Origin of the sequence: Lacipirellula sp. (assembly GCF_965279485.1) — a bacterium.
GTDB lineage: Bacteria > Planctomycetota > Planctomycetia > Pirellulales > Lacipirellulaceae > Lacipirellula.
In genome coordinates, this window is record NZ_CBDIIC010000001.1 from 1398084 (window position 1) to 1418269 (window position 20186).

Annotated in this window: 21 protein-coding genes; 18 read left to right on the forward strand and 3 right to left on the reverse strand. The window is 63.6% G+C overall.

Annotated elements, in window-relative coordinates:
* The 12 genes from ACQY7R_RS05930 to ACQY7R_RS05985 all read left to right on the forward strand — a co-directional run bounded on the left by ACQY7R_RS05930 (position 1) and on the right by ACQY7R_RS05985 (position 10644).
* Positions 1-615, forward strand: coding sequence for a J domain-containing protein (locus ACQY7R_RS05930; RefSeq protein WP_428304669.1), 615 nt, complete (start codon positions 1-3; stop codon positions 613-615).
* A gap of 134 nt (positions 616-749) precedes the next feature.
* Positions 750-1766, forward strand: coding sequence for a 3-deoxy-7-phosphoheptulonate synthase (gene aroF / locus ACQY7R_RS05935; protein WP_428304670.1), 1017 nt, complete (start codon positions 750-752; stop codon positions 1764-1766).
* A gap of 166 nt (positions 1767-1932) precedes the next feature.
* The gene (gene tpiA / locus ACQY7R_RS05940) at positions 1933-2685 is read left to right on the forward strand and encodes a triose-phosphate isomerase (RefSeq protein WP_428304671.1); all 753 of its coding nucleotides are present in this window, start codon (positions 1933-1935) and stop codon (positions 2683-2685) included.
* A gap of 87 nt (positions 2686-2772) precedes the next feature.
* The gene (gene secG, locus ACQY7R_RS05945) at positions 2773-3348 is read left to right on the forward strand and encodes a preprotein translocase subunit SecG (protein ID WP_428304672.1); all 576 of its coding nucleotides are present in this window, start codon (positions 2773-2775) and stop codon (positions 3346-3348) included.
* 48 nt (positions 3349-3396) lie between these two features.
* Positions 3397-4284 (forward strand): YicC/YloC family endoribonuclease, encoded by an 888-nt coding sequence (locus ACQY7R_RS05950; protein WP_232536346.1) that lies wholly within the window; start codon positions 3397-3399, stop codon positions 4282-4284.
* A 70-nt stretch (positions 4285-4354) separates the two neighbouring features.
* Positions 4355-4945, forward strand: a complete 591-nt coding sequence (gene gmk, locus ACQY7R_RS05955; protein ID WP_152101830.1) for a guanylate kinase — start codon at positions 4355-4357, stop codon at positions 4943-4945.
* A gap of 4 nt (positions 4946-4949) precedes the next feature.
* On the forward strand, positions 4950-5213 hold the full coding sequence (locus tag ACQY7R_RS05960) for a DNA-directed RNA polymerase subunit omega (RefSeq protein ID WP_152098431.1): 264 nt from the start codon (positions 4950-4952) through the stop codon (positions 5211-5213).
* Positions 5214-5231: 18 nt separating this feature from the next.
* Positions 5232-5789 (forward strand): flavoprotein, encoded by a 558-nt coding sequence (locus tag ACQY7R_RS05965; protein ID WP_428304673.1) that lies wholly within the window; start codon positions 5232-5234, stop codon positions 5787-5789.
* A 103-nt stretch (positions 5790-5892) separates the two neighbouring features.
* Positions 5893-6525 carry a phosphopantothenoylcysteine decarboxylase gene (locus tag ACQY7R_RS05970; protein ID WP_428304985.1) on the forward strand — a complete coding sequence of 211 codons (633 nt, stop codon included), beginning with the start codon at positions 5893-5895 and terminating at the stop codon, positions 6523-6525.
* A 302-nt stretch (positions 6526-6827) separates the two neighbouring features.
* Positions 6828-7835: an N-acetyl-gamma-glutamyl-phosphate reductase gene (gene argC / locus ACQY7R_RS05975; protein ID WP_428304674.1), complete on the forward strand. Its 1008-nt coding sequence runs from the start codon at positions 6828-6830 to the stop codon at positions 7833-7835.
* Positions 7836-7875: 40 nt separating this feature from the next.
* Complete coding sequence (gene argJ, locus ACQY7R_RS05980) at positions 7876-9069, forward strand: bifunctional glutamate N-acetyltransferase/amino-acid acetyltransferase ArgJ (RefSeq protein ID WP_428304675.1); 1194 nt, start codon at positions 7876-7878, stop codon at positions 9067-9069.
* Positions 9070-9468: 399 nt separating this feature from the next.
* Positions 9469-10644, forward strand: coding sequence for a dockerin type I domain-containing protein (locus tag ACQY7R_RS05985; RefSeq protein ID WP_428304676.1), 1176 nt, complete (start codon positions 9469-9471; stop codon positions 10642-10644).
* Positions 10645-10697: 53 nt separating this feature from the next.
* On the opposite strand, the gene ACQY7R_RS05990 is transcribed toward ACQY7R_RS05985, so the two are convergent.
* Entirely contained in the window at positions 10698-11186 is a 489-nt protein-coding gene (locus ACQY7R_RS05990) for an N-acetyltransferase family protein (RefSeq protein ID WP_428304677.1), read from the reverse strand.
* Between the two features lie 101 nt (positions 11187-11287).
* On the opposite strand from ACQY7R_RS05990, the gene ACQY7R_RS05995 reads away from it, so the two are divergent.
* From ACQY7R_RS05995 to uraH, 5 genes are all read left to right on the forward strand, one after another.
* Positions 11288-12547: a M20 family metallo-hydrolase gene (locus tag ACQY7R_RS05995; RefSeq protein ID WP_428304678.1), complete on the forward strand. Its 1260-nt coding sequence runs from the start codon at positions 11288-11290 to the stop codon at positions 12545-12547.
* Positions 12548-12716: 169 nt separating this feature from the next.
* Positions 12717-13622 carry a factor-independent urate hydroxylase gene (gene pucL, locus ACQY7R_RS06000; RefSeq protein ID WP_428304679.1) on the forward strand — a complete coding sequence of 302 codons (906 nt, stop codon included), beginning with the start codon at positions 12717-12719 and terminating at the stop codon, positions 13620-13622.
* Positions 13623-13770: 148 nt separating this feature from the next.
* On the forward strand, positions 13771-15126 hold the full coding sequence (allB, locus tag ACQY7R_RS06005; protein ID WP_428304680.1) for an allantoinase AllB: 1356 nt from the start codon (positions 13771-13773) through the stop codon (positions 15124-15126).
* Positions 15127-15636, forward strand: a complete 510-nt coding sequence (gene uraD / locus ACQY7R_RS06010) for a 2-oxo-4-hydroxy-4-carboxy-5-ureidoimidazoline decarboxylase (protein WP_428304681.1) — start codon at positions 15127-15129, stop codon at positions 15634-15636. It abuts the gene before it with no gap.
* Positions 15637-15661: 25 nt separating this feature from the next.
* Positions 15662-16003: a hydroxyisourate hydrolase gene (uraH, locus tag ACQY7R_RS06015; protein ID WP_428304682.1), complete on the forward strand. Its 342-nt coding sequence runs from the start codon at positions 15662-15664 to the stop codon at positions 16001-16003.
* A 13-nt stretch (positions 16004-16016) separates the two neighbouring features.
* Here the strand turns inward: uraH and ACQY7R_RS06020 are convergent, their stop codons facing one another.
* Positions 16017-17531 carry a CoA-acylating methylmalonate-semialdehyde dehydrogenase gene (locus ACQY7R_RS06020; protein WP_428304683.1) on the reverse strand — a complete coding sequence of 505 codons (1515 nt, stop codon included), beginning with the start codon at positions 17529-17531 and terminating at the stop codon, positions 16017-16019.
* A gap of 152 nt (positions 17532-17683) precedes the next feature.
* Between ACQY7R_RS06020 and ACQY7R_RS06025 the strand changes: the two genes are divergently transcribed.
* Positions 17684-18553 carry a nitrilase-related carbon-nitrogen hydrolase gene (locus tag ACQY7R_RS06025; protein WP_428304684.1) on the forward strand — a complete coding sequence of 290 codons (870 nt, stop codon included), beginning with the start codon at positions 17684-17686 and terminating at the stop codon, positions 18551-18553.
* Between the two features lie 27 nt (positions 18554-18580).
* On the opposite strand, the gene ACQY7R_RS06030 is transcribed toward ACQY7R_RS06025, so the two are convergent.
* Positions 18581-20173, reverse strand: a complete 1593-nt coding sequence (locus tag ACQY7R_RS06030) for an NCS1 family nucleobase:cation symporter-1 (protein ID WP_428304685.1) — start codon at positions 20171-20173, stop codon at positions 18581-18583.
* Between the last annotated feature and the right edge of the window lie 13 nt (positions 20174-20186).

Genomic DNA, 20186 nt, shown 5'->3' on the forward strand with positions numbered 1-20186 from the left:
ATGAACTCGCCTGCCGGCACACTCTTTGAGCACTGGTCGATCGTCATTCATGGGACGCTCGTCCTGCTGCTCACAGCGGTCATCCTGCTCCATTTCCGCAATCGGGGTCGGTCGGGGCCCATTGCCTCGCTCCTGTTCGTGTTGTTCGGCCCTGTGCTCGGCGTGGCCGCGATCATGGGGCTGCTGTTCATCACCGACCCGCGGGATCCGGCCAGTTCGAAGCTGTACGGACTGCAACTCCACCAGTTTCTGGAGATCGCCGCCATCGCCGGCTTGGCGGCTGCGCTCGCCGGCATGGCGATCCATGGCTACCGCATCCGCGAAGAACTGCGGGCATACCGCGAGTTTGCCGCCCCCAGTTGGCTCGGCAGCCTGCGGACGGGCGAAGGCCCGGCGCCGGCTCTCACCGCTCTGGGGCTCACCTCAGACGCCACGCTCGAGGAGGTCGAACGGGCCTACCGCGAGCAGGCCAAGCAGGCTCATCCCGATCGGGGCGGCACCGTCGAGCAATTCAAGCGGCTCCAAATCATCTACGAGCAGGCCCGCCGCCAACTCCGCCGGCAAGCCAGCCCTGCGGCCACCTCCCCTCCCCCGCCAGCCGCCGGCGAGGCCTGATTCCCCACCCCGCGGCGCCCCCGCCAGGACGGCTAGTGGAGCCGCCCGCTTCAGGTTACTCTGGAGGGCTTCTCTCCGGTCCGCCGGGGAGGGCTATGGCAGCCCCATTCCCAGATTTTGAACCCGCGCGTTCTATGATCATCATTCTCGACGAAACCGTCACTGAAGACCAAATCAAGCACGTTGCCAGCAAGGTCGAACAGCTCGGCCTGCAGACCTCGATCAGCCGCGGCACCTACCGCACGGTGATCGGCGTCATCGGCGACGAGACCAAGCTGCAGTCGGCGCCGCTGGCCGCGATTCCCGGCGTCGCTGAGGTCGTGCCCGTGATGCCCGCCTATAAGCTGGCGAGCAAGCAGGCCCACCCGAAGCCGACGATCATCGAAGTCGGCCCGGTGAAGATCGGCGGCGGCCACATGGCGATGATCGCCGGCCCCTGTGCGGTCGAATCCGAAGAGCGGATGGAATCGATTGCCAAGTCGGTCCGCGCGGCCGGCGCGAATATCTTCCGCGGCGGCGCCTTTAAGCCCCGCACTAGCCCCTACTCGTTCCAAGGCTTGGGCGAGGATGGCCTCAAAATCCTTCGCGACGTCGGCGCCCGCCATGGCATGCCGGTGGTCACGGAAGTGGTCGACCCCCGCAACGTCGAGTTGGTCTGCGAGTATGCCGACATGCTCCAGCTCGGCGCCCGCAACATGCAGAACTTCGTTCTGCTGACAGAAGTCGGCCGCACCAACAAGCCAGTGCTGCTCAAGCGCGGCATGAGCGCGACCGTGGCCGACTTCCTGATGAGCGCTGAGTACATCATGGCTCAAGGGAACTCGAACGTCGTCCTCTGCGAACGCGGCGTGAAGGGTTTTGACCCCGCGACCCGCAACACGTTCGACGTCGCCCTGGTGCCGCAAATTCACAAGCTGTCGCACTTGCCGATCATCGTCGACCCGAGCCACGCGACCGGCCGCCCCGATTTAATTCCGGCCTGTGCCCTCGCCGGCGTCGCGGCTGGCGCCGATGGCGTCCACATCGAAGTCCACGACAAGCCCGAAGAGGCGATGAGCGACGGCCCGCAAGCCCTGCTGCCGAAGCAGTACGCGGAGCTGATGGACCAAATCCGCAAAGTCGGCGCTGCTGTTGACAAGCAGATCGGCTAAGCCAAAAAAAAGATCTCTCGCAGAGGCGCGAAGGCGCAGAGGGGTTGCTGAGAAGACGAAATCATTGCCATTCAACTTTTGTATTCTTTGCGTTTTCTCTGCGCCTTTGCGCCTCTGCGAGAGAAAACCCAATCATCAACAACGAAAAACGTAAGAAGAACAATCAATGCGTAAACCGTTGATCGCCGGCAATTGGAAGATGAACCTCGATGGCGCCGGCGCGACTGCGCTCGCTCGCGCCATTTCCGACGCCTCGCCGGCCTACGGCAAGGTCGATCTGTTGGTCTCCCCGCCGTACGTTTACTTGAAGACGGTTGGGTCGGTGCTCAACGGCGGCACGGTGATGCTTGCCGCCCAAAACATGAGCCACGAAAAGAGCGGCGCCTTCACCGGCGAAATCTCGGCCTCGATGCTCAAGGATTGCGGCTGCACCCATGTCATCCTCGGCCACAGCGAACGTCGTCACATCTACAAAGAGACCGACGCCGACGTGAATAAGAAGACCCTGGCCGCCCTCGCCGCCGGGATCGTGCCAATCGTTTGCGTTGGCGAACTGCTCGAAGAACGCGAAGCGGGCAAGACCGCCGAAGTGATCCGCACGCAGTTTGACGGCTCCCTGGCCGATGTTTCGGCCGAGCAACTGGTAGCCACGGTGATCGCTTACGAGCCCGTTTGGGCCATTGGCACCGGAAAAGTCGCCACGCCCACGCAGGCCGAGGAGGTCCATGCCGATCTTCGCAAGCTGATAGCGGAGCGTTACAATGCCGCAACGGCGGATCAGGTTCGGATCCTCTACGGCGGCAGCGTCAAGCCAGACAATGCGGCCGAACTGCTCGGGCAGCCGAATGTAGACGGAGCTCTCATCGGCGGCGCCAGCCTGAAGGCCGACGACTTTTTGGCCATCGCCGCGGCAGGCTGAACTAAACACCATATTGCCGGCTGACTTGCCCTCAAGTCGCCGCAACTATTACCAAGTTACTTGTTGAGTTTTTAGACGGAGCGACACGTGCCCCTTCCCATTTTCGCCGCACTCGGTCAATCGCTGCTCGGCTTCCTGCTGTGCGTCGTGGCCGTGTTTTTGATCCTGCTGATCCTCGTGCAGCGAGGTCGCGGCGGCGGTTTGGCCGGCGCCCTCGGCGGCATGGGCGGATCGAGCGCGTTCGGCGCCAAGGCCGGCGACATCTTCACGCGGATCACGTCGGTAGCCGCGGTGATTTGGATCTTGCTCTGCATCATCTTCGCCGCCACCGGATCGAGCGAGCGCGCCCGGTTGGACCTCGGCACGCCCGCCTCCACGGGCGACACGACGACCGACGCCCCCGGCGCCGCAGCAACGACGACTCCAGCAGACACGACGCCGGCAGCCGCGAGCGGAACGACCACGCCAGCCGCGTCGTCGACAACGGAAACCCCCGCGGCCACGACCGCCGCTCCGGCCGAATCGGCCCCGGCCGCTGCGACTGAATCGGCTCCTGCCGCAGCGCCCGCTGCCACCGAGCCCGCCGCCGCAACTCCGGCGGCATCGACCGAAGCGCCCGCCGCTGAAGCCGCCGCTCCGGCCGAACCCGCGGCCGAGAACTAACGCTCATCCTCCTCACCGCTTGATCCTCGCACCCAGGAAGTTTGCCCCGTGCCGCTGTTGAGCATGACCGGATTCGGCGACGCTCGCGACGAGCGCGACGACCACGCCATCACGGCCGAAGTGCGCACGATCAACAATCGCCACTTCAAGCTGAATCTGCGCACGACGGACGGCTACGCCGCCCTCGATTCGCGGATCGAAGCCGTGGTTCGCGAGTACGTCCGCCGCGGGACGGTGAACGTCAACCTCCGCATTCGCCACATGAGCGATGCGGAAGACTACCGCGTCAACGTGGCGGTGTTGGAGAACTACGTCGACCAACTCCAGAAGGTCGCCGCGAAGCGTCACCTCGCCGAAGACATTCGGCTAGAGTCGCTCGCCGATCTGCCAGGCGTTATCGAGCAGCTTTCCAGCGAAGCGAGCGACGCCGAGGAAGTTTGGCCGCTATTGGAGCCAACGCTCCGCGCGTCGCTGGAAGCCCTCACCACGATGCGCACGGCCGAAGGCGCCGCGCTGGCCGCCGACCTGACAGCCCAATGCCACACGGTCGAAACGAGCCTGGCCGCCATCGCCGCCCGCTCGCCGCAAGTCGTCGAAGGGTACCGACAACGCCTGCAAGACCGCGTCGGCGAGGTGCTGGCCAAGTTCAACGCCTCGATCGAGCCCATCGACGTGGTCCGCGAAATCTGCGTATTTGCCGATCGGAGCGACATCTCTGAGGAGATAGTCCGGTTACGCAGCCACCTGGCGCAATTCTCCCAGGCCCTCCAGGCCGCCGAAAGCGCCGGTCGCAAGCTAGAGTTTATTTGTCAGGAGATGGGCCGCGAAACCAATACGATCGGCTCCAAAGCAAACGACGCCGAGATCTCCCATGAAGTCGTTGAAATCAAAACAGCCTTGGAGCGAATCCGGGAGCAAATCCAGAACGTGGAGTAGCGACTCGAACGACGCCGAACTCGGCGTTGAGCTTCTTGAGCGCCTGTGCGACTCCGCAGTGCAAGAACCCATGATTGCCGCCAAGCCCGGAAAGCTCGTCGTTATTTCCGGCCCGTCGGGCGTCGGCAAAAGCACGGTAGTGCGGGAAGTCTTGAAGAAGCTCGGCCACGCAATCCGGCTGAGCGTTTCGGCCACGACCCGCCCTCCCCGTCCGGGCGAACGGGACGGAATCGACTATTACTTCCTGACGGACGCCGAGTTCCAACGCCGCCGCGGCGAGGGCGAATTTCTCGAATGCATCGAGGTTTTCGGCCGCGGCCACTGGTACGGCACCCTCTGGAGCGAGGTGAGGTCTAGTCTCTCCCAGGGAAAGTGGGTAATCTTAGAGATCGACGTGGATGGCGCCGGGGAGGTTCTGCGCCAGTTTCCCGAAGCGGTGACGGTCTTTATCCGGCCCGATTCGGTCGAAGAACTGGAGCGCCGTCTTCGCTCGCGCGGCACCGAGAACGAGGATGCGGTGCAACGTCGACTGGCCGTCGCGCGACACGAGTTGCAGCTCTCGAGCCAGTACTCTCACCAAGTTGTGAATGACACGGTCGACCAGGCGGTCGACCAAATTAGCGATATTTTGCGGAGTCGGGGTTTAGAACCCGAGGCGTAGGAAGATGATTGACGCACTGAAGGAAGAAGAGATCGTCAACAAGGTCGGCGGCCGTTTCAAGCTGTCGACGTTGATTCAAAAGCGATTGGCCGCCATCAACTCCGGCGCTCGCCCGCTCGTCGATTTCCGCAGCGACGACAAAATGGAGATCGTCGTCCAGGAAATCCTGCAGGACAAGATCTTCCTCGACGCGACGAACCGTGTCGTCACCGCCGCCGATCATCGCCCGCTGGGCGGTCCGCCGGAATTCGATCTGTCGTCGCTGTAGTCTGGGACGTTTGTCCGCATGTCTGCGCCACGTGAAATTCTGGTCGGCGTCACCGGCGGCATTGCCGCGTTCAAAACGGCGGCGCTCGTCAGTGATCTCGTACAATCGGGCGTAGGCGTCACCGTCGTGATGACCGGCGGTGCCCGGAAGTTCATCGGCGAAGCGACCTTTCGCGCGCTCACCGGTCGCCCTGTCGCCACGCGCTCGTTTCCGCGTGGCGATCATCCGCTCGGGCCGCACATTCAGCTTGCCCGCCAGGCCGAGCTCCTTTGCATCGCGCCAACCACGGCCAACTTCCTCGCGAAGGCGGCCCACGGCATGGCCGACGACCTGCTCAGTACGCTGCTGCTCTCGTTCATCGGTCCGGTCATTCTGGCCCCCGCGATGAACAAGGAAATGTGGACCAAGCCCGCGGTGCAGCGAAACGTCGCCCAGCTTCGCGAAGACGGCTACCACTTCGTCGGCCCATCGGAAGGTTGGCAAAGCTGCCGCGAACGCGGCGTCGGCCGCATGGCCGAGCCGGCGGAAATCGCCGCCGAAGTCCGCCGTTTGCTCGAACAATCGAAGCCCGTTTAATAGAAGCCACCGGCTCCGCCGGTGGACAAACAACCGGCAAACGTCGCGTCCACTTCGTCCACCGGCATAGCCGGTGGCTTTGATTCCCAACTCGTCGCCCCGCATGGCCCGCATCCTCATCACCTCCGGACCGACGCGGCAGTACCTCGACCCGGTCCGCTACCTCACGAACGCCTCCAGCGGCCGCATGGGCAGCGCTCTCGCCGCCGCGGCGATTGAGCTTGGCCATGAGGTGACGATCGTCTCCGGCCCCGTCGAAGTCCCCTACCCCGCGGCCGCGGAGGTCATTCCGGTCGTCTCCACCGAGGAGATGCTCGCCGCCGCCCGCACCGCGTTCGCCCGCTGCGACGGCTTGATCGGCGCCGCCGCTCCTTGCGACTACCGCCCCGAGCGGGTCGAAGATCAAAAGATCGCCAAGACCGGCGCCCCGCTGCTGCTCCACTTGCTCGAAACCGACGACGTCGTCGCCACTCTCGCCGCCGAAAAAGGCGCCCGCTGGGTCGTTGGCTTCGCGCTCGAAACCGACGACCATCGCCTGCGGGCCCTGGCGAAGCTCGAACGCAAACGCTGCGACCTGATGGTTTCCAACGGCGTCGCGGCGATGAACTCCCTGGAGAACGAAGTCGAGATCCTCGACCCGCAAGGAACAGTCCTCCGCGCAGCCGCCGGCTCAAAGGAATCCGTCGCCCGGGAGATCCTGGCAGTCATCCAAGCACGCCTCATCGCAAGTCGCTAGCGCCCAATCACTAACATGAAATGTTGTGGCTCCCTCCCCCTTGAGGGGAGGGCTGGGGAGGGGGTGGAACGCTGGTACACACTTCTTTCCCCCTCTCTAACCCTCCCCTCCAAGGGGAGGGAACCGGAAGTTATCTTTGAACCGAACTCCCCCGCTCCGTGTCGTTTAGGCACCCGCGCCCGTAGCGACCTGCCGGGCGGCAAAGTATATTTGGGAGTTCCCGACTGGCGAGCGGCCGCCACCAGGCATGGTCCCTCGTCGGCGGTTCGTCAGGTTGCCCCCCAACCGCCTGCGGCATCGTTATGGTTCGAGTTGCCATCCTCGGCGCTACCGGATATTCCGCCAAAGAAGCGATCCGGCTACTGCTGGCGCATCCCCACGCCCAGATCACGGCGCTCACTACTCGCCAGGACGACCTGCCCCATCTCGGCGACATCCACCCGTCGCTGCGCGGTCGGCTCGACCTGCGGCTCGAGAACCTCAGCACCGCTCAACTCGCCGAACGGGCCGACTGTGCATTCTGCTGCCTGCCGCACGCTGCCAGCGCCGAAGTGATCAAAGAGATCCTCCCGCTCGGGATGCGTGCGGTCGACCTCAGCGCCGACTACCGCCTCAACGATCCGGCCGTCTATAAAAAGTGGTACGACCACGATCACCCCGACGCAGCGCGGATGGCCGAGACGGTCTACGGGCTGCCGGAACTTTACCGCGCTCGAATTCCGCGGTCGCAATTGGTGGCCAATCCCGGCTGCTACCCGACGTCGACGATCCTACCGCTCGCACCGCTGCTGAAGGCCGGACTCATCTCGCCCGACGGAATTATCGTCGACAGCAAGAGCGGCGTCAGCGGCGCCGGTCGCACGCCGAAGTTGAACTTCCATTACCCGGAAGCCAACGAAAGCTTCTCGGCCTACGGCGTCGGCACCCACCGCCACATGCCGGAGATCGACCAAGTCCTCACCGACTTCGGCGGCAAGGCGACCGAGGTAATCTTCACGCCGCACCTCGTGCCGATGGATCGCGGCATCCTGACGACGACGTACTCGACGCCAACCAAACCGGTCGACGCCGCCACGATCCTTGCCGAGCTCCGCAAGTTCTACGCGAACGAGCCGTTCGTCCGCGTCGTCGACGGCTTGCCGACGACCAAGGACGTGACCAATACGAACTACTGCGACCTCACCGCTCGCGTCGTTCGCGGCCGCGTGGTGACGATCAGCGTGATCGACAATTTAATCAAGGGCGCCGCCGGGGCAGCGGTGCAAAACTTCAATTTGATGTACGGCTTCGAGGAAACGACGGCGCTCTAACGCCGAGTGAACGATAGCCGCTGGCAAACAGGTCCCCCCTATGCCCGAGCAACTTCCCAAAGGCTTTCGCGCCGCCGGCATCTACAGCGGCGTGAAGGAGAATACGTCGCGACTCGACCTGTCGCTACTCGTCTCCGACGCTCCCTGCGTCGCCGCCGGCGTCTACACGCAGAACCTCGTGTTCGCCGCGCCGGTAAAGCTCTGCCGTGAACGGACGCCGAGCGAAACGGTGCGGGCCGTCGTCATCAACTCGGGCAACGCCAACGCCTGCACGGGCGATCTTGGCGATCGCGACGCGAAGGCGATGGCCGCCCGCGTCGCCGAAGTCTGCGGCCTCACCGATACCGACGTGCTGGTCCTTTCCACCGGCGTCATCGGCGAACTGATGCCGATGGAGAAGATTGTTCCGGGCATCGAGAAGGTCGCTACCTTCCTCGGCACGGACGAAGATTCGCTTGTCAACGCCGCCCGCGGGATGATGACGACCGACACGCGGCCAAAGATTTCAAGCCGCATCGTCACCATCGACGGCCACACGATCTCGATCTGCGGCGTCGCTAAGGGCGCCGCGATGATCGGCCCGAATCTGGCGACGATGCTCGCGGTAGTGATGACCGACGCGCGGATCGGCTTGCCAGACGCGCAAGAGGGACTGAAGGACGCCGCCGACGAATCGTTCAACTGCATCAGCGTCGAAGGCCACACCAGCACCAACGACAGCGTCCTCTTCCTCGCCAACGGCGCCGCCGGTGGTCCGGAGTTGAAGGGCGACGCGCTCGCGAAGTTCCAGGCGACGCTCGTCGAGGTCTGCGAAGACCTCGCCCAATCGATCCCCGCCGACGGCGAGGGCGCTTCGCACCTCATCACCGTCGAAGTCCACGGTTGCCGCACCCGCGACGAAGCGATCCAAATCGCGAAGACCGTCGCCGACAGCCCGCTGGTGAAAACGGCCATCGCCGGCAACGATCCCAACTGGGGCCGCATCGTCTCGGCCGCGGGCTACGCCGGCGTGCAGTTCGACGCTTCGAAGGTTTGCCTCCACCTCAACGGCTCGCTCCTTTACGAGCGGGGCCAGCCGGTTCCCTTCGACGGCGACGCCGTCTCGCGCGAGATGGAAGCCGACCGCAACACGGGCGTCGTGCTGCTGTTCGACGAAGGCGAAGCCTCGGCGCGCTTCTGGACCTCGGACCTCACCGCCGAGTACGTCCGCCTGAACGCCGACTATCGCACCTAGTGCGAACTTGCCCGCCAGCGGCGCATCTCTCGTTGAATTAAATTTCTGAAAGCCGCTGAGCGAGATCTGCTGGCGTACGGGCGTCTCGGCTGCGGTGTCGGATTTACGATCCGTTCGCACAGCGTGGCGAACGTTATCGGCGTCCTGCCGAATTCGCGTGAAACTGAACGGGCAACTTCGCATTGCCGAAATGCCGGCTCTCCGGCGCCATTTATAAATCCTCCGCTCCGATTTCGCCTCCGTGCCGCGATCGCCCATCAGCTACATTTGCCATACGCCATTAATCTGTATGTGGCGCTGGAAGCGCATGTTAGTGTGGAATCTGTCTTTTCACCGTGACCTTGTCCTCGCCTGCTCGGTCTTCTGCTCCCGATTGATCAGCATCGAAGGTAGCTCTCCATGCGCCGCATTTTTGCTTGGCCGCTCGCCGCGGCATCGTTCGCTTGTGCGTTTTCCTCGCTCGCGCCGTCGCCGGCTCAAGCTGTGCAAATCAACGGCCTCGGCTTCACCGATCACACGCACAGCGGTTTTAACGTCTCTCCCGTGATCGTCGAATCGCCGTTCTTCGCCGCGCTAAGAGATACCGACGCCAGCCCGAGAATCGATTACCTCACTGTTCCGGCCGGCGGTTTGATCGGCAGCATCAAGACCCCGAATCATCCGAGTACCACGCTCTCAGCCGGATCGAGCACAACAGTCAGCGGCCGCGTCACCGTGAATGGGAATGCGACTTCCGCGGGCGTCGATTTGATAGCAGGGACTGCCGACGATTGGCTCGACGGCAACAACCTTCCAACCGGCGTTACCCTGAGCTACGACGTGACCTTCACCATCTCGTCCGGCAATGGAAGCAATCTCGTCGGCACCACCGGCAATACGTCGAACGGCCTCGGCATCGCAAACGGCGGCGCCAATTCTGGCACGCTCGACACGGGCGAAGTTCTAAACTTCAGCGCGATCACCACCTCCAACTATCAGTGGGGCGGGGCGCCTAGCGGAGCTTTTACGTTCACGCCCATTTCGCACGGGACGACCAAGTTCAGTTCCTTCCGCTCGTTCAACTTCGACGAGTCGATCAACGAAGCCGTCACGCTCTCCGACGGCACGAACACCTGGGGATTCGGCGGCGCCATCGGCACGGTCCAGAGCGGCATCAAGATGGAGAATGATTTTAGCTCTACGTTCACGCCAGCCGGCGGCGACGTGCCGCTGACGATGACGATGGGCGCCGCCACCAGCTTTGGGCTGAAGGGCTTTCGGCTGAGCGTTCCCGTCTCCTACGACATCGTCGCCAACGCCCCGACGATCAATGCTGACTTCAGCGGCGACGGCATCGTCGATGGCGCCGACTTCCTGATCTGGCAACAGAATTTCGGCCTCGCCAGCGCCGCCCAGCAGAACCAAGGCGACGCCAACGGCGACGGGGCCGTCAACGATCTCGACCTCACCGCCTGGAAGGACAACTTCGGCGCCGGCATCCCCGCCCCGCCGGTGAGCGCCGTTCCAGAACCTGCGACGGCCGCGCTCGCTGTCATCGCAGGCTTGGCCGCCATCGCTTGCCGCAAGCGGCGATAGTGCAGCCACGCGTCCGCCAATCAACTCGCATCACAGCGGGCTCGTTGATCGCCTCAAGCGGTTGATGAGCCCGCTAATTTTTTGATCGCCTCCGGAGTCATCCGGAAGATCGTCCACTCATCAAGCGGCTCGGCGCCGAGGCGTTTGTAGAACTCGATCGACGGCTGGTTCCAGTCGAGGACGACCCACTCGAGCCGTTGGCACTGGCGCTCGGCAGCAACCTGCGCGACTCGCGCTAACAGCTGCTTACCAATGCCCCCGCCCCGCCGCTCGGGTCGAACATAGAGGTCCTCCAGATAGATTCCCGCGCGGCCCACGAACGTCGAAAAGTTCTGGAAGTAGATCGCGTAACCGACCAGCTCGCCGTCGACGAGCGCGACCAACGCCTCCGCCGTCGGCCGTTCGCCGAACAGCGCCGCCTGGAAACTCTCCACCGTCGCCACCATCGCGTGGGCGAGCCGCTCGTACTCCGCGAGTTCGCGGACGAGCCCCATCATCGCCGGCAAGTCGGCGACCAGTGCTGGTCGAATTTCCAAGCTCATTGACGGACGCTCCAGAATCGTGGGCCTGCTCGCAATTTGCCGCTCGCCGCAGTAGAATCGGCCGCGGCGAATCTGGCATTTTAGCGATTGGCGAGCCGAACGTGGACCTGAAAGTTGACATCGCACGCTGCTCCGCGGAGCTCGACCGCCTCGCCCAATTTTCCGACGTACCCGCCCCCGCCGTCCAGCGCGTCGTCTTCACCGAGACCGACCTCGCGGCCCGTGCCTATCTCGTCGGCCTGTTCGAAGAAGCCGGTCTGAAAGTGCGGCACGACGCCGTCGGCAACATCTTCGCCCGCTGGGAAGGAACCGACCCCACGCTGCCGCTCGTTGCTACCGGCTCGCACACCGACGCCATCCCCTACTCCGGCAAGTACGACGGCACCGTCGGCGTCTTAGGCGGCCTAGAAGCCATCCGCACGCTGCAACGCGCCACGCGAGCCGGGGCGTCCTCGCCCCCGGCCCCCCGCCGATCCATCGAACTCGTGATGTTCACCTCCGAGGAACCAACCCGCTTCGCCTACGGCTGCCTCGGCAGCCGCCTGCTCAGCGGCCAACTCCCGCCCGACGCCGCCGCCAAGCTCACCGACGCCGACGGCCATAACCTCGACGACGTCCGCCAGCGCGCCGGCTTCACCGGCCCGCTCGCCGACGTGCAACTGGAAGCCGGCCACTATGCCGCTTTCGCCGAGCTCCACATCGAGCAAGGCCCGCTGCTTGAGCGTGCGAATCTCGACATTGGCGCCGTCACCGCGATCGCCGCACCCGCCGCGCTCCGCGTCCGCTACACCGGCCCCGGCGGCCATGCCGGCGGCGTGATGATGGCCGACCGCCGCGATCCGCTCCTCGCCGCATCGCGACTCGCGCTCGAAGTCGACGCGGCCGCCCGCGAGTCCGGCAGCCCCGACACGGTCGGCACCGTCGGCGTCCTCGACGTTCACCCCCGCGCGGTCAACAGCATCCCCCGCGACGTGCTGCTCGAAATCGACGTCCGCGACATCGACGGCCCCCGCCGTGATCGAGTGCTTGAGCGGATCAAACAAAAAGCCCAGCAGTTCGGCGACGAACTCGGCGTGCCGACGACGATCGAAATGATCAACGCCGACCCGCCAGCGAAGAGCGATCCGGCGATCGTCGCCGCGATCGAGCAGTCATGCGCCGACGCCAAGCTCACGCACCAGCGGATGGTCAGCCGCGCTTACCACGACTCGCTGTTCATGTCGCTGGTCTGCCCAATCGCGATGATCTTCATCCCCTGCCGAGACGGGATGAGCCACCGCCCAGAAGAATATTCGTCCCCCGAAGCCATCCGCGCAGGCATCGAAGTCCTGGCTCGGACGCTTTACCAACTCGCTCATTAGAATACGCCTCTCGCAGAGGCGCAGAGAAAACGCAAAGAAGACCTTAACCCGAATTCGATCGCACAGTTAAGCACGTGTATTCACCGCACCGCTGACTTGCTTTCTCGTCTTTGTAATTCCTTTGCGTCTCTGCGAGTGACCCTAGCAAGCAACCACCCCGATAAAGAAAATGCCACACCAAGTCTGGACCCAAAGCTACGGCAAATCCCGCGTCCGTCTCGCCAAGGTCGATCGCGACACCGACGTGCACCAGTACACCGAGCTCTCGGTCGACGTTGAACTCGACGGCGATTTCGACGCCGTGTACACGCAGGGCGACAACACGCTCGCACTGCCGACCGACACGATGAAGAACACGGTCTACGCGTTCGCCCGCGAGCTCGATCCATGCGAACTCGAAACCTTTGCTTGGACGCTCGGCAGCCACTTCGTCGAAAACTTCGATCACATCTCGCACGCGGCGATCAAGATCACCGAAACGCCGTGGGAGCGGCTGGTGATCGACGGCGAAGCCCACCCCCATGCCTTTAGCGGCAGTTCCACCGAGCGGAACACCTGCCACGCCGTCATCACGGCGCCGCCGAAGGAAGGCGAAGAGCCGGAGGGCGCCATCGAATGCGGCCTTGAAGGCCTGACGCTGCTGAAGACCACCGACTCGGGCTTTTCGAAGTTCTTGAAGGACCAATACACGACGCTGCCCGAAGTGAACGATCGCATCTTCGCGACGACGCTCTCGGCGAAGTGGGTCTACAACGACACGCCCGATAACTGGCGGGCGATTCGCGAACGGATCCGCACGATCCTCATCCGCGAATTCTCGGCACGCTTCAGCCCCTCGGTGCAGGCGACGCTGTTCGAAATGGCCTCGGCTGTGCTCGATGCCGAACCAGCCGTCGAAGAGATTAACTTGACGATGCCCAACCTCCATCGCCACTTAATCAACCTGACGTCTTTCGATCTCGACAATCCGAATATTTTGTTCCTCCCGACCGACGAACCGCACGGCAACATCACCGCGAGCATCTGCCGCGAGCGGGCGGAGGAGGCGCACGCTCACGACCACGATCACGGTTAGCCGCCATGAAAATGGATTTCTCTGGTCCCCTCTCCTCGACGGGGAGGGTTAGGGAGGGGTGACGGAAGCGGGTACCGGGCGCCGGCCCCCCTCCCCAGCCCTCCCCTCCAAGGGGAGGGAGCCACACGAACTCGGGCACGAACACCGCATGAGCACCACGCCCCAACGCTTCGCCGTCGCCAGTCGCCGCGTCGTGACGCCGGAGGGAACTCGCGCCGCGGCGATCGTGATCAGCAACGGCAAGATTGAGGTGATCGTCGACCGCGAGTCGGCGCCCGCCGGCATTCCGCTGGAAGATTTCGACGGCCTCGTGATCTCCCCCGGCATCGTCGACGCCCACGTTCACGTCAACGAACCGGGCCGCACTGACTGGGAAGGTTTTGAAACGGCCACCCGCGCCGCAGCCGCTGGCGGCGTGACGACGCTCATCGACATGCCGCTCAACAGTTCGCCGGTCACTACGACGGTGGCGGCGCTCGAAGAGAAGCGTGCCGCCGCTACGGGCAAATGCTGGGTCGACGTTGGCTTTCATGCCGGCTTAGTGCCCGGCAACATCGAGGACGTTGAATCGCTCCTCGACGCCGGCGTTTGCGGCGTCAAAGCGTTCATGTGCGACTCGGGGCTCGACGAGTTTCCTGCCACGGGCGAGCGCGAGTTCCGCCAAGTCTTACCGCTGCTAGCGAAACGCCGCGTTCCGCTACTGGTTCATGCCGAACTCGCCGACGAGCACGCCGCAGAGACAGAGATCCGTTCCTACGCCGACTGGCTCGCCTCGCGTCCCGAATCATTCGAACGCAACGCGATCAACTTGCTACGGGCTCTCTGTGCTGAATACTTGGCGCCAATCCACGTCGTCCACCTCGCCAGCGGTCCGCTCACCAGCCACTTTTTCTGGGCCAAACAAGACGGCCTGCCGCTAACTGTTGAAACATGCCCCCACTATCTTCATTTCTACGCCGAACGACTTGAGAACGCCGATCCGCGGTTCAAGTGCGCCCCGCCGATTCGTCGTCAGGAAGATCGCCAACGGCTCTGGGAAGCGCTAATCGCCGGCGTGATCGACACGATCGGCTCCGACCACTCCCCCTGCCCTCCCGACATGAAGCATCTCGCTAGCGGCGATTGGCAATCGTCGTGGGGCGGCATCAGCTCCGTCGAGCTCACGCTGCCGATCGTGTGGCGCGGCCTCCGCACGCAGATTATTCCCTTCGCCCGCGTCGCCCAGTGGCTCTCCGCCAATCCGGCCCGCTTGGTCGGCCTCGCCGATCGCAAAGGCCGCATCGCCGTCGGCTGCGACGCCGACCTCTGCGTCTGGAACCACGAGGAAGAATGGACCGTCGTCGGCGAGCAGTTGCAGCACCGCCACAAACTCACCCCGTACGAGGGCGAACGCCTCCGCGGCCGCGTGAAGCGCACCTACGTCCGCGGCCAACTAGCGTACGACGACGGCCAGTTCCCCGCCGGCCCGATCGGCGAACTCCTTCGCCGCCCGCCCGCAAACTAAATGTCGATCACCGCGAAACTCAACGGCCTCACCGACGACGACGCCCGCGTGGCGCTCACCAACTGCTGCGCCGCCGAGAAATGGGTCAGTGGCATGGTCACCGCCCGCCCGTTCGCGAGCGACGCCGCCCTGTGCTCTGCCTGCGATGGGATCGCTGCCACGCTCATTGAGTCCGACTGGCTCGAAGCCTTCGCCGCCCACCCCCTCATCGGCGATGTCGACAGCCTCCGCAAAAAATACGCCGCGACCAAACAACTCGCCGCCGGCGAACAATCGGGCGTCGACGCCGCGAGCGAGGCGACGCTCCACGAGCTAGCCGGACTGAACCGCGACTACGCTGAAAAGTTCGGTTTCATCTTCATCGTCTTCGCCACCGGCAAAACGGCCGACGAGATGCTCGCCATCCTCAAGTCGCGGATCAACAACAGCCGCGACCAAGAACTAGCCAACGCCGCCGCCGAACAACTCAAAATCACCCGCCTCAGAATCGAAAAGCTTGCGAATGGATAAAACCAGTCCTAGGATCGACGGTAGGATGTCGCCGATCACTTCCCACGTTTTGGATACCCGCCTCGGCCGACCCGCCGTCGGCGTTTGCGTCACGCTCGAGCGCCGCGATGCTCACGGTTCGTGGCAGTTCCTCAGCCGCGGCGCCACCAACGACGACGGCCGTGTGCCGGCGCTCCTCTCCGAAGGCGGCCTCATCCCGGGCCGCCATCGCATGACGTTCGACACTGGCGGGTATTTCGAAGAGCAGCAGGTCGAGCATTTTTACCCGTGCGTGACGATCGAATTCGAAATCATCCGCGCCGACGAGCACTACCACGTGCCGCTGCTGTTGAGCCCGTTCGGCTACAGCACGTATCGCGGGAGTTAAGTCTTCAATCAACTCAACCCTTGCGAACAGTCTTCCAAACCGGATCCTGGAAAGAATCCGCCGAGCTCTTGAACCAGCGGGTGAGCGTCATCTTCTGCCGCGTGTAGAAGTGAACGCTCTCGGTCCCCTGGATGTGCAGGTCGCCGAAGAACGATTGGTTCCAGCCAGTGAACGGGAACCACGCCATCGGCGCTGGGACGCCGACGTTGATGCCGATCATGCCAGCGTTGAAGCGGTGCTTGAACTCCCTTGCTGCGTAGCCGTCGCGGGTGAAGATCGAGGCGCCGTTGCCGTAGGGGCAGTTGCGGCCGACTTCGAGCGCCGCATCGAGCGAGTCGGCGCGCACCACCGACAGCACCGGGCCAAAGATTTCTTCTTGAGCCAGCCGCATCTGCGGTTCAACGCGATCGACGACGCTCGGGCCGAGCAGAAACCCATCGCCAGCAAAGTCGCGACGCCCGTCCAGCGGCACGGTCGCCCCTTCTTGCTTGGCGATATCGAGGTACCCCGCCACGCGATCGCGATGCTCCGCGCGAATGACAGGCCCCATGTCGACCGCTTCGTAGCCGTCAGTCGGCCCCACTTTGAAGTTGCCGGCATACGAGCAAAGCTCGTCGACCAGCGGATCGGCGATCTTGCCCACCGCCACCGCCACGCTCCCCGCCATGCAACGTTGTCCTGCACAGCCGTATGCACTCGCCGCCAACGCCTTCACCGATTGATCGAGATCGGCGTCAGGCATGATGATGAGATGGTTCTTCGCGCCGCCGGCCGCCTGCACCCGCTTACCATGCTTCGTGCCGACTTCGTAAATGTACTTCGCGATCGCCGTCGACCCGACAAACGAAATCGCCGCGACGTCGGGATGCGTCAGCAGCGTGTCGACGCATTCCTTATCGCCGTGAACGATGTTGAACACGCCTGCCGGCAGGCCCGCTTCCTCCAATAGCTCCCCGATCCGCACCGCCGACAGTGGCACTTTTTCCGACGGCTTCAGCACGAATGTGTTGCCGCAGGCGATCGCCACCGGAATCATCCACAGCGGCACCATGCACGGAAAGTTGTACGGCGTGATGCCGACGCAGACGCCGACCGGGTGGCGGTTCGTCTCGGCGTCGACGCCGCCGGCGATGTTCGGCAGCGTGTCGCCCATCAGCATCGTCGGCACGGAGCAAGCGAACTCGACCATCTCAAGCCCGCGCTGCGCCTCGGCCCGCGACTCGGCGAGCGTCTTGCCATGCTCGCGCGTGACGAGGGCCGCAAGCTCCTCAAACTTCGCCGCCATCAAGTGGCGAAACTGAAACATCACCCGCGCCCGCTCCACCGCCGGCGTCTCCGCCCAATCGGCGAGAGCCGCTTTAGCGGCCCGTACCACGGCATCAGTCTCCGCCGCGCTCGCGAGCGGCACCCGCGCGATCAGCTTGCCCGTCGAAGGATTGAATACCTCGCCGCTGCGAGCCGAGGCGTCGCGGCGCCACTGGCCGGCGGAGAAGGATGGAACAACGTCAACGGTAGTCGCAGCAGCCATATCAGACATCCTCGCAAGCGCCCCGCCGAGCGTCGAAAACTGGTAGGAGTTTCGTGGGTAACACGATATGATACCACCCGAGCCAAGGTTGCCCAGACGCGGCGCGGACGACCCCGGCGTTCCCCTTGCATGAATTCAGTAGGAGCTACGCGATGCCTCGCACTGTCCGCGGCGGTTTGATCCAAGCCACTCTCTGTGAATCGGCCACGGCGCCAGTCGCCAAGATCAAGCAGTCGATGATCGACAAGCATCTCGCGCTCATCGCCCAAGCCGCCGACAAAGGCGCACAAGTCGTCTGCCTCCAAGAGCTCTTCTACGGCCCCTACTTCTGCGCCGAACAGCAAACAAAGTGGTACGATCTCGTTGAGCGCATCCCCGACGGCCCGACGACAAAGCTGATGTGCGAAGTCGCCAAGAAGCATGGCATCGTCCTCGTCGTGCCGATCTACGAAGAGGAAATCTCCGGCCTCTACTACAACACGGCGAGCGTCATCGACGCCGACGGCACGTATCTCGGCAAGTTCCGCAAGATCCACATCCCGCAGGTGAACCCCGGCTTTTGGGAGAAGTTTTACTTCCGCCCCGGTAACCTCGGGTACCCGGTGTTCGACACCGCCGTCGGCAAGGTCGGCGTCTATATTTGCTACGACCGCCACTTCCCCGAAGGCGCCCGCTGCCTGGGGCTCAATGGCGCCGAGATTGTCTTCAATCCCTCAGCCACCGTCGCCGGTCTGAGCGAGTACCTGTGGAAGCTCGAGCAACCAGCCCACGCCGCCGCGAACGGCTACTGGGTCGGAGCCATCAACCGCCCCGGTTGGGAAGACCCGTGGCGGATCGGCGAGTTCTACGGCCAAAGCTACTTCTGCAACCCACGCGGACAAATCATCGCCGAAGGCTGCCGCGACAAAGACGACATCGTCGTCGCCGACATCGACATGGACCTTATCCGCGAGGTGCGCAACACCTGGCAGTTCTACCGCGACCGCCGGCCGGAAACTTATGGCGCCATTACAACCCCGTGACATACAGCGTCCCCAGCGACTCGCCGCTTAGCGCCGAAACTTCCGCCCAAACGTCAGCATCAGCGCTAAGTAAGAGACAAACGCCGCCCCAAAGCTCGTGAACCACGCATAGCTGTAAAGATCGCCCCAGATCGACGGCCAAGTCTCGGCGCCTTGCGGAGCGTTCAAGTCGCCGGCGAGCCAAATGTAGCCGAGTTGCGCCATGAACCCCGGCACGCACAGCGACATCCCGAGCAGCAGCGACGCAAGCGCCAGCGGGTTGATGCCGTTCACGTACCAATACGGCCCGTTCTTGCGGTAGAGTCCCGCCAAGTCGAGCTGCATCCGCCGCAGCGCCACGTAGTCGGCAATCAGCACCCCGCCCACAGCGCCCAACAGCAGCGAATAGCCGACAAGCCACTTGCCGACGTACACTTCCGTGTTAGCAACCAAGTGCCAGGGCTGAATCAGAATGCCAATCAAGCCCGTGATGAATCCACCGATGCGGAACGAAATTCTCCGCGGCCACAGGTGGGCGAAGTCGTTCGCGGGGCTCACCACGTTGGCCGCGATGTTCGTCGCCAGCGTGGCGATCGCCAGCGAAATCATTGCGATGATCAGCACCGCCCGGTTTTCAAACAACGACAACAAGAAGACCGGGTCCCACAGTTTCTTCGCTTGGTCCGCCGGCAGGTTTTTGTAGATCACTGTCGCCGCTGACGTGACGGCCACGCCAATGAACGAATAGAGCCCCATCGTCGTCGGCAACCCGATGGCCTGCCCCAGCACTTGATCACGTTGCGAACGGGCGTAGCGGCTGAAGTCGGGAATGTTGAGCGCGAGCGTCGCCCAGAAGCTGACGTTGCCCGTCAGCGCCAAAACGAAGAAGCCCCAAAACTTACCCGCCTTCGGTCCCCCCTCGGCGAACTGCGAAGGCCGCGTTAACATCTCGCCGAATCCGCCGGCCGCGTCGTAAGCCCATGCGAGCAATGCGAGTCCCAGCACGATCAGCAGCGGCGCCTTCACGTTCAGCAACAAGCGAATCGATTCGATCCCCTTGTAGATGACGAACATGTTCACCAGCCAAAACGCCAGGAAGCACGTCAGTTGGGCGCCGTTGATTCCTAGCCCTGTGCTCTGCGGATCGCTGGCATCTGCGAACAGTAGCGGCAAGTCACGCCACGCTGGGAAGAACTCTTTGAGCAGCGTGTAGATCGCTTCGCCGCCGATCCACGTTTGAATCCCGAACCACCCGCACGCCACCAATGCTCGCAACAGCGCCGGCACGTTGGCGCCCAAGATCCCAAAGCTCGCGCGACAGTACACGGGAAACGGAATGCCGTACTTCGTCCCCGCATGAGCGTTCAGCACCATCGGAATCAGCACGACGACGTTGCCGAGAAACACCGTCAGCACCGCTTGCCGCCAATCCATACCGCCGTCGATCAGCGACGACGCCAGCATATACGTCGGAATGCACGCCGACATACTGATCCACAGCACAGCGATGTCGCGCATCCCCCATCGCCGCTCGGCCCGCGTCGTCGGCGCCATGTCGTGGCTGTAGTAGGGCGACTGTGAAAGGTCGACGCTCGTCTCGACCAAACCATCGACGACCGTCTGCGACGCGGGGGCGGACATGCACAGAATCCTT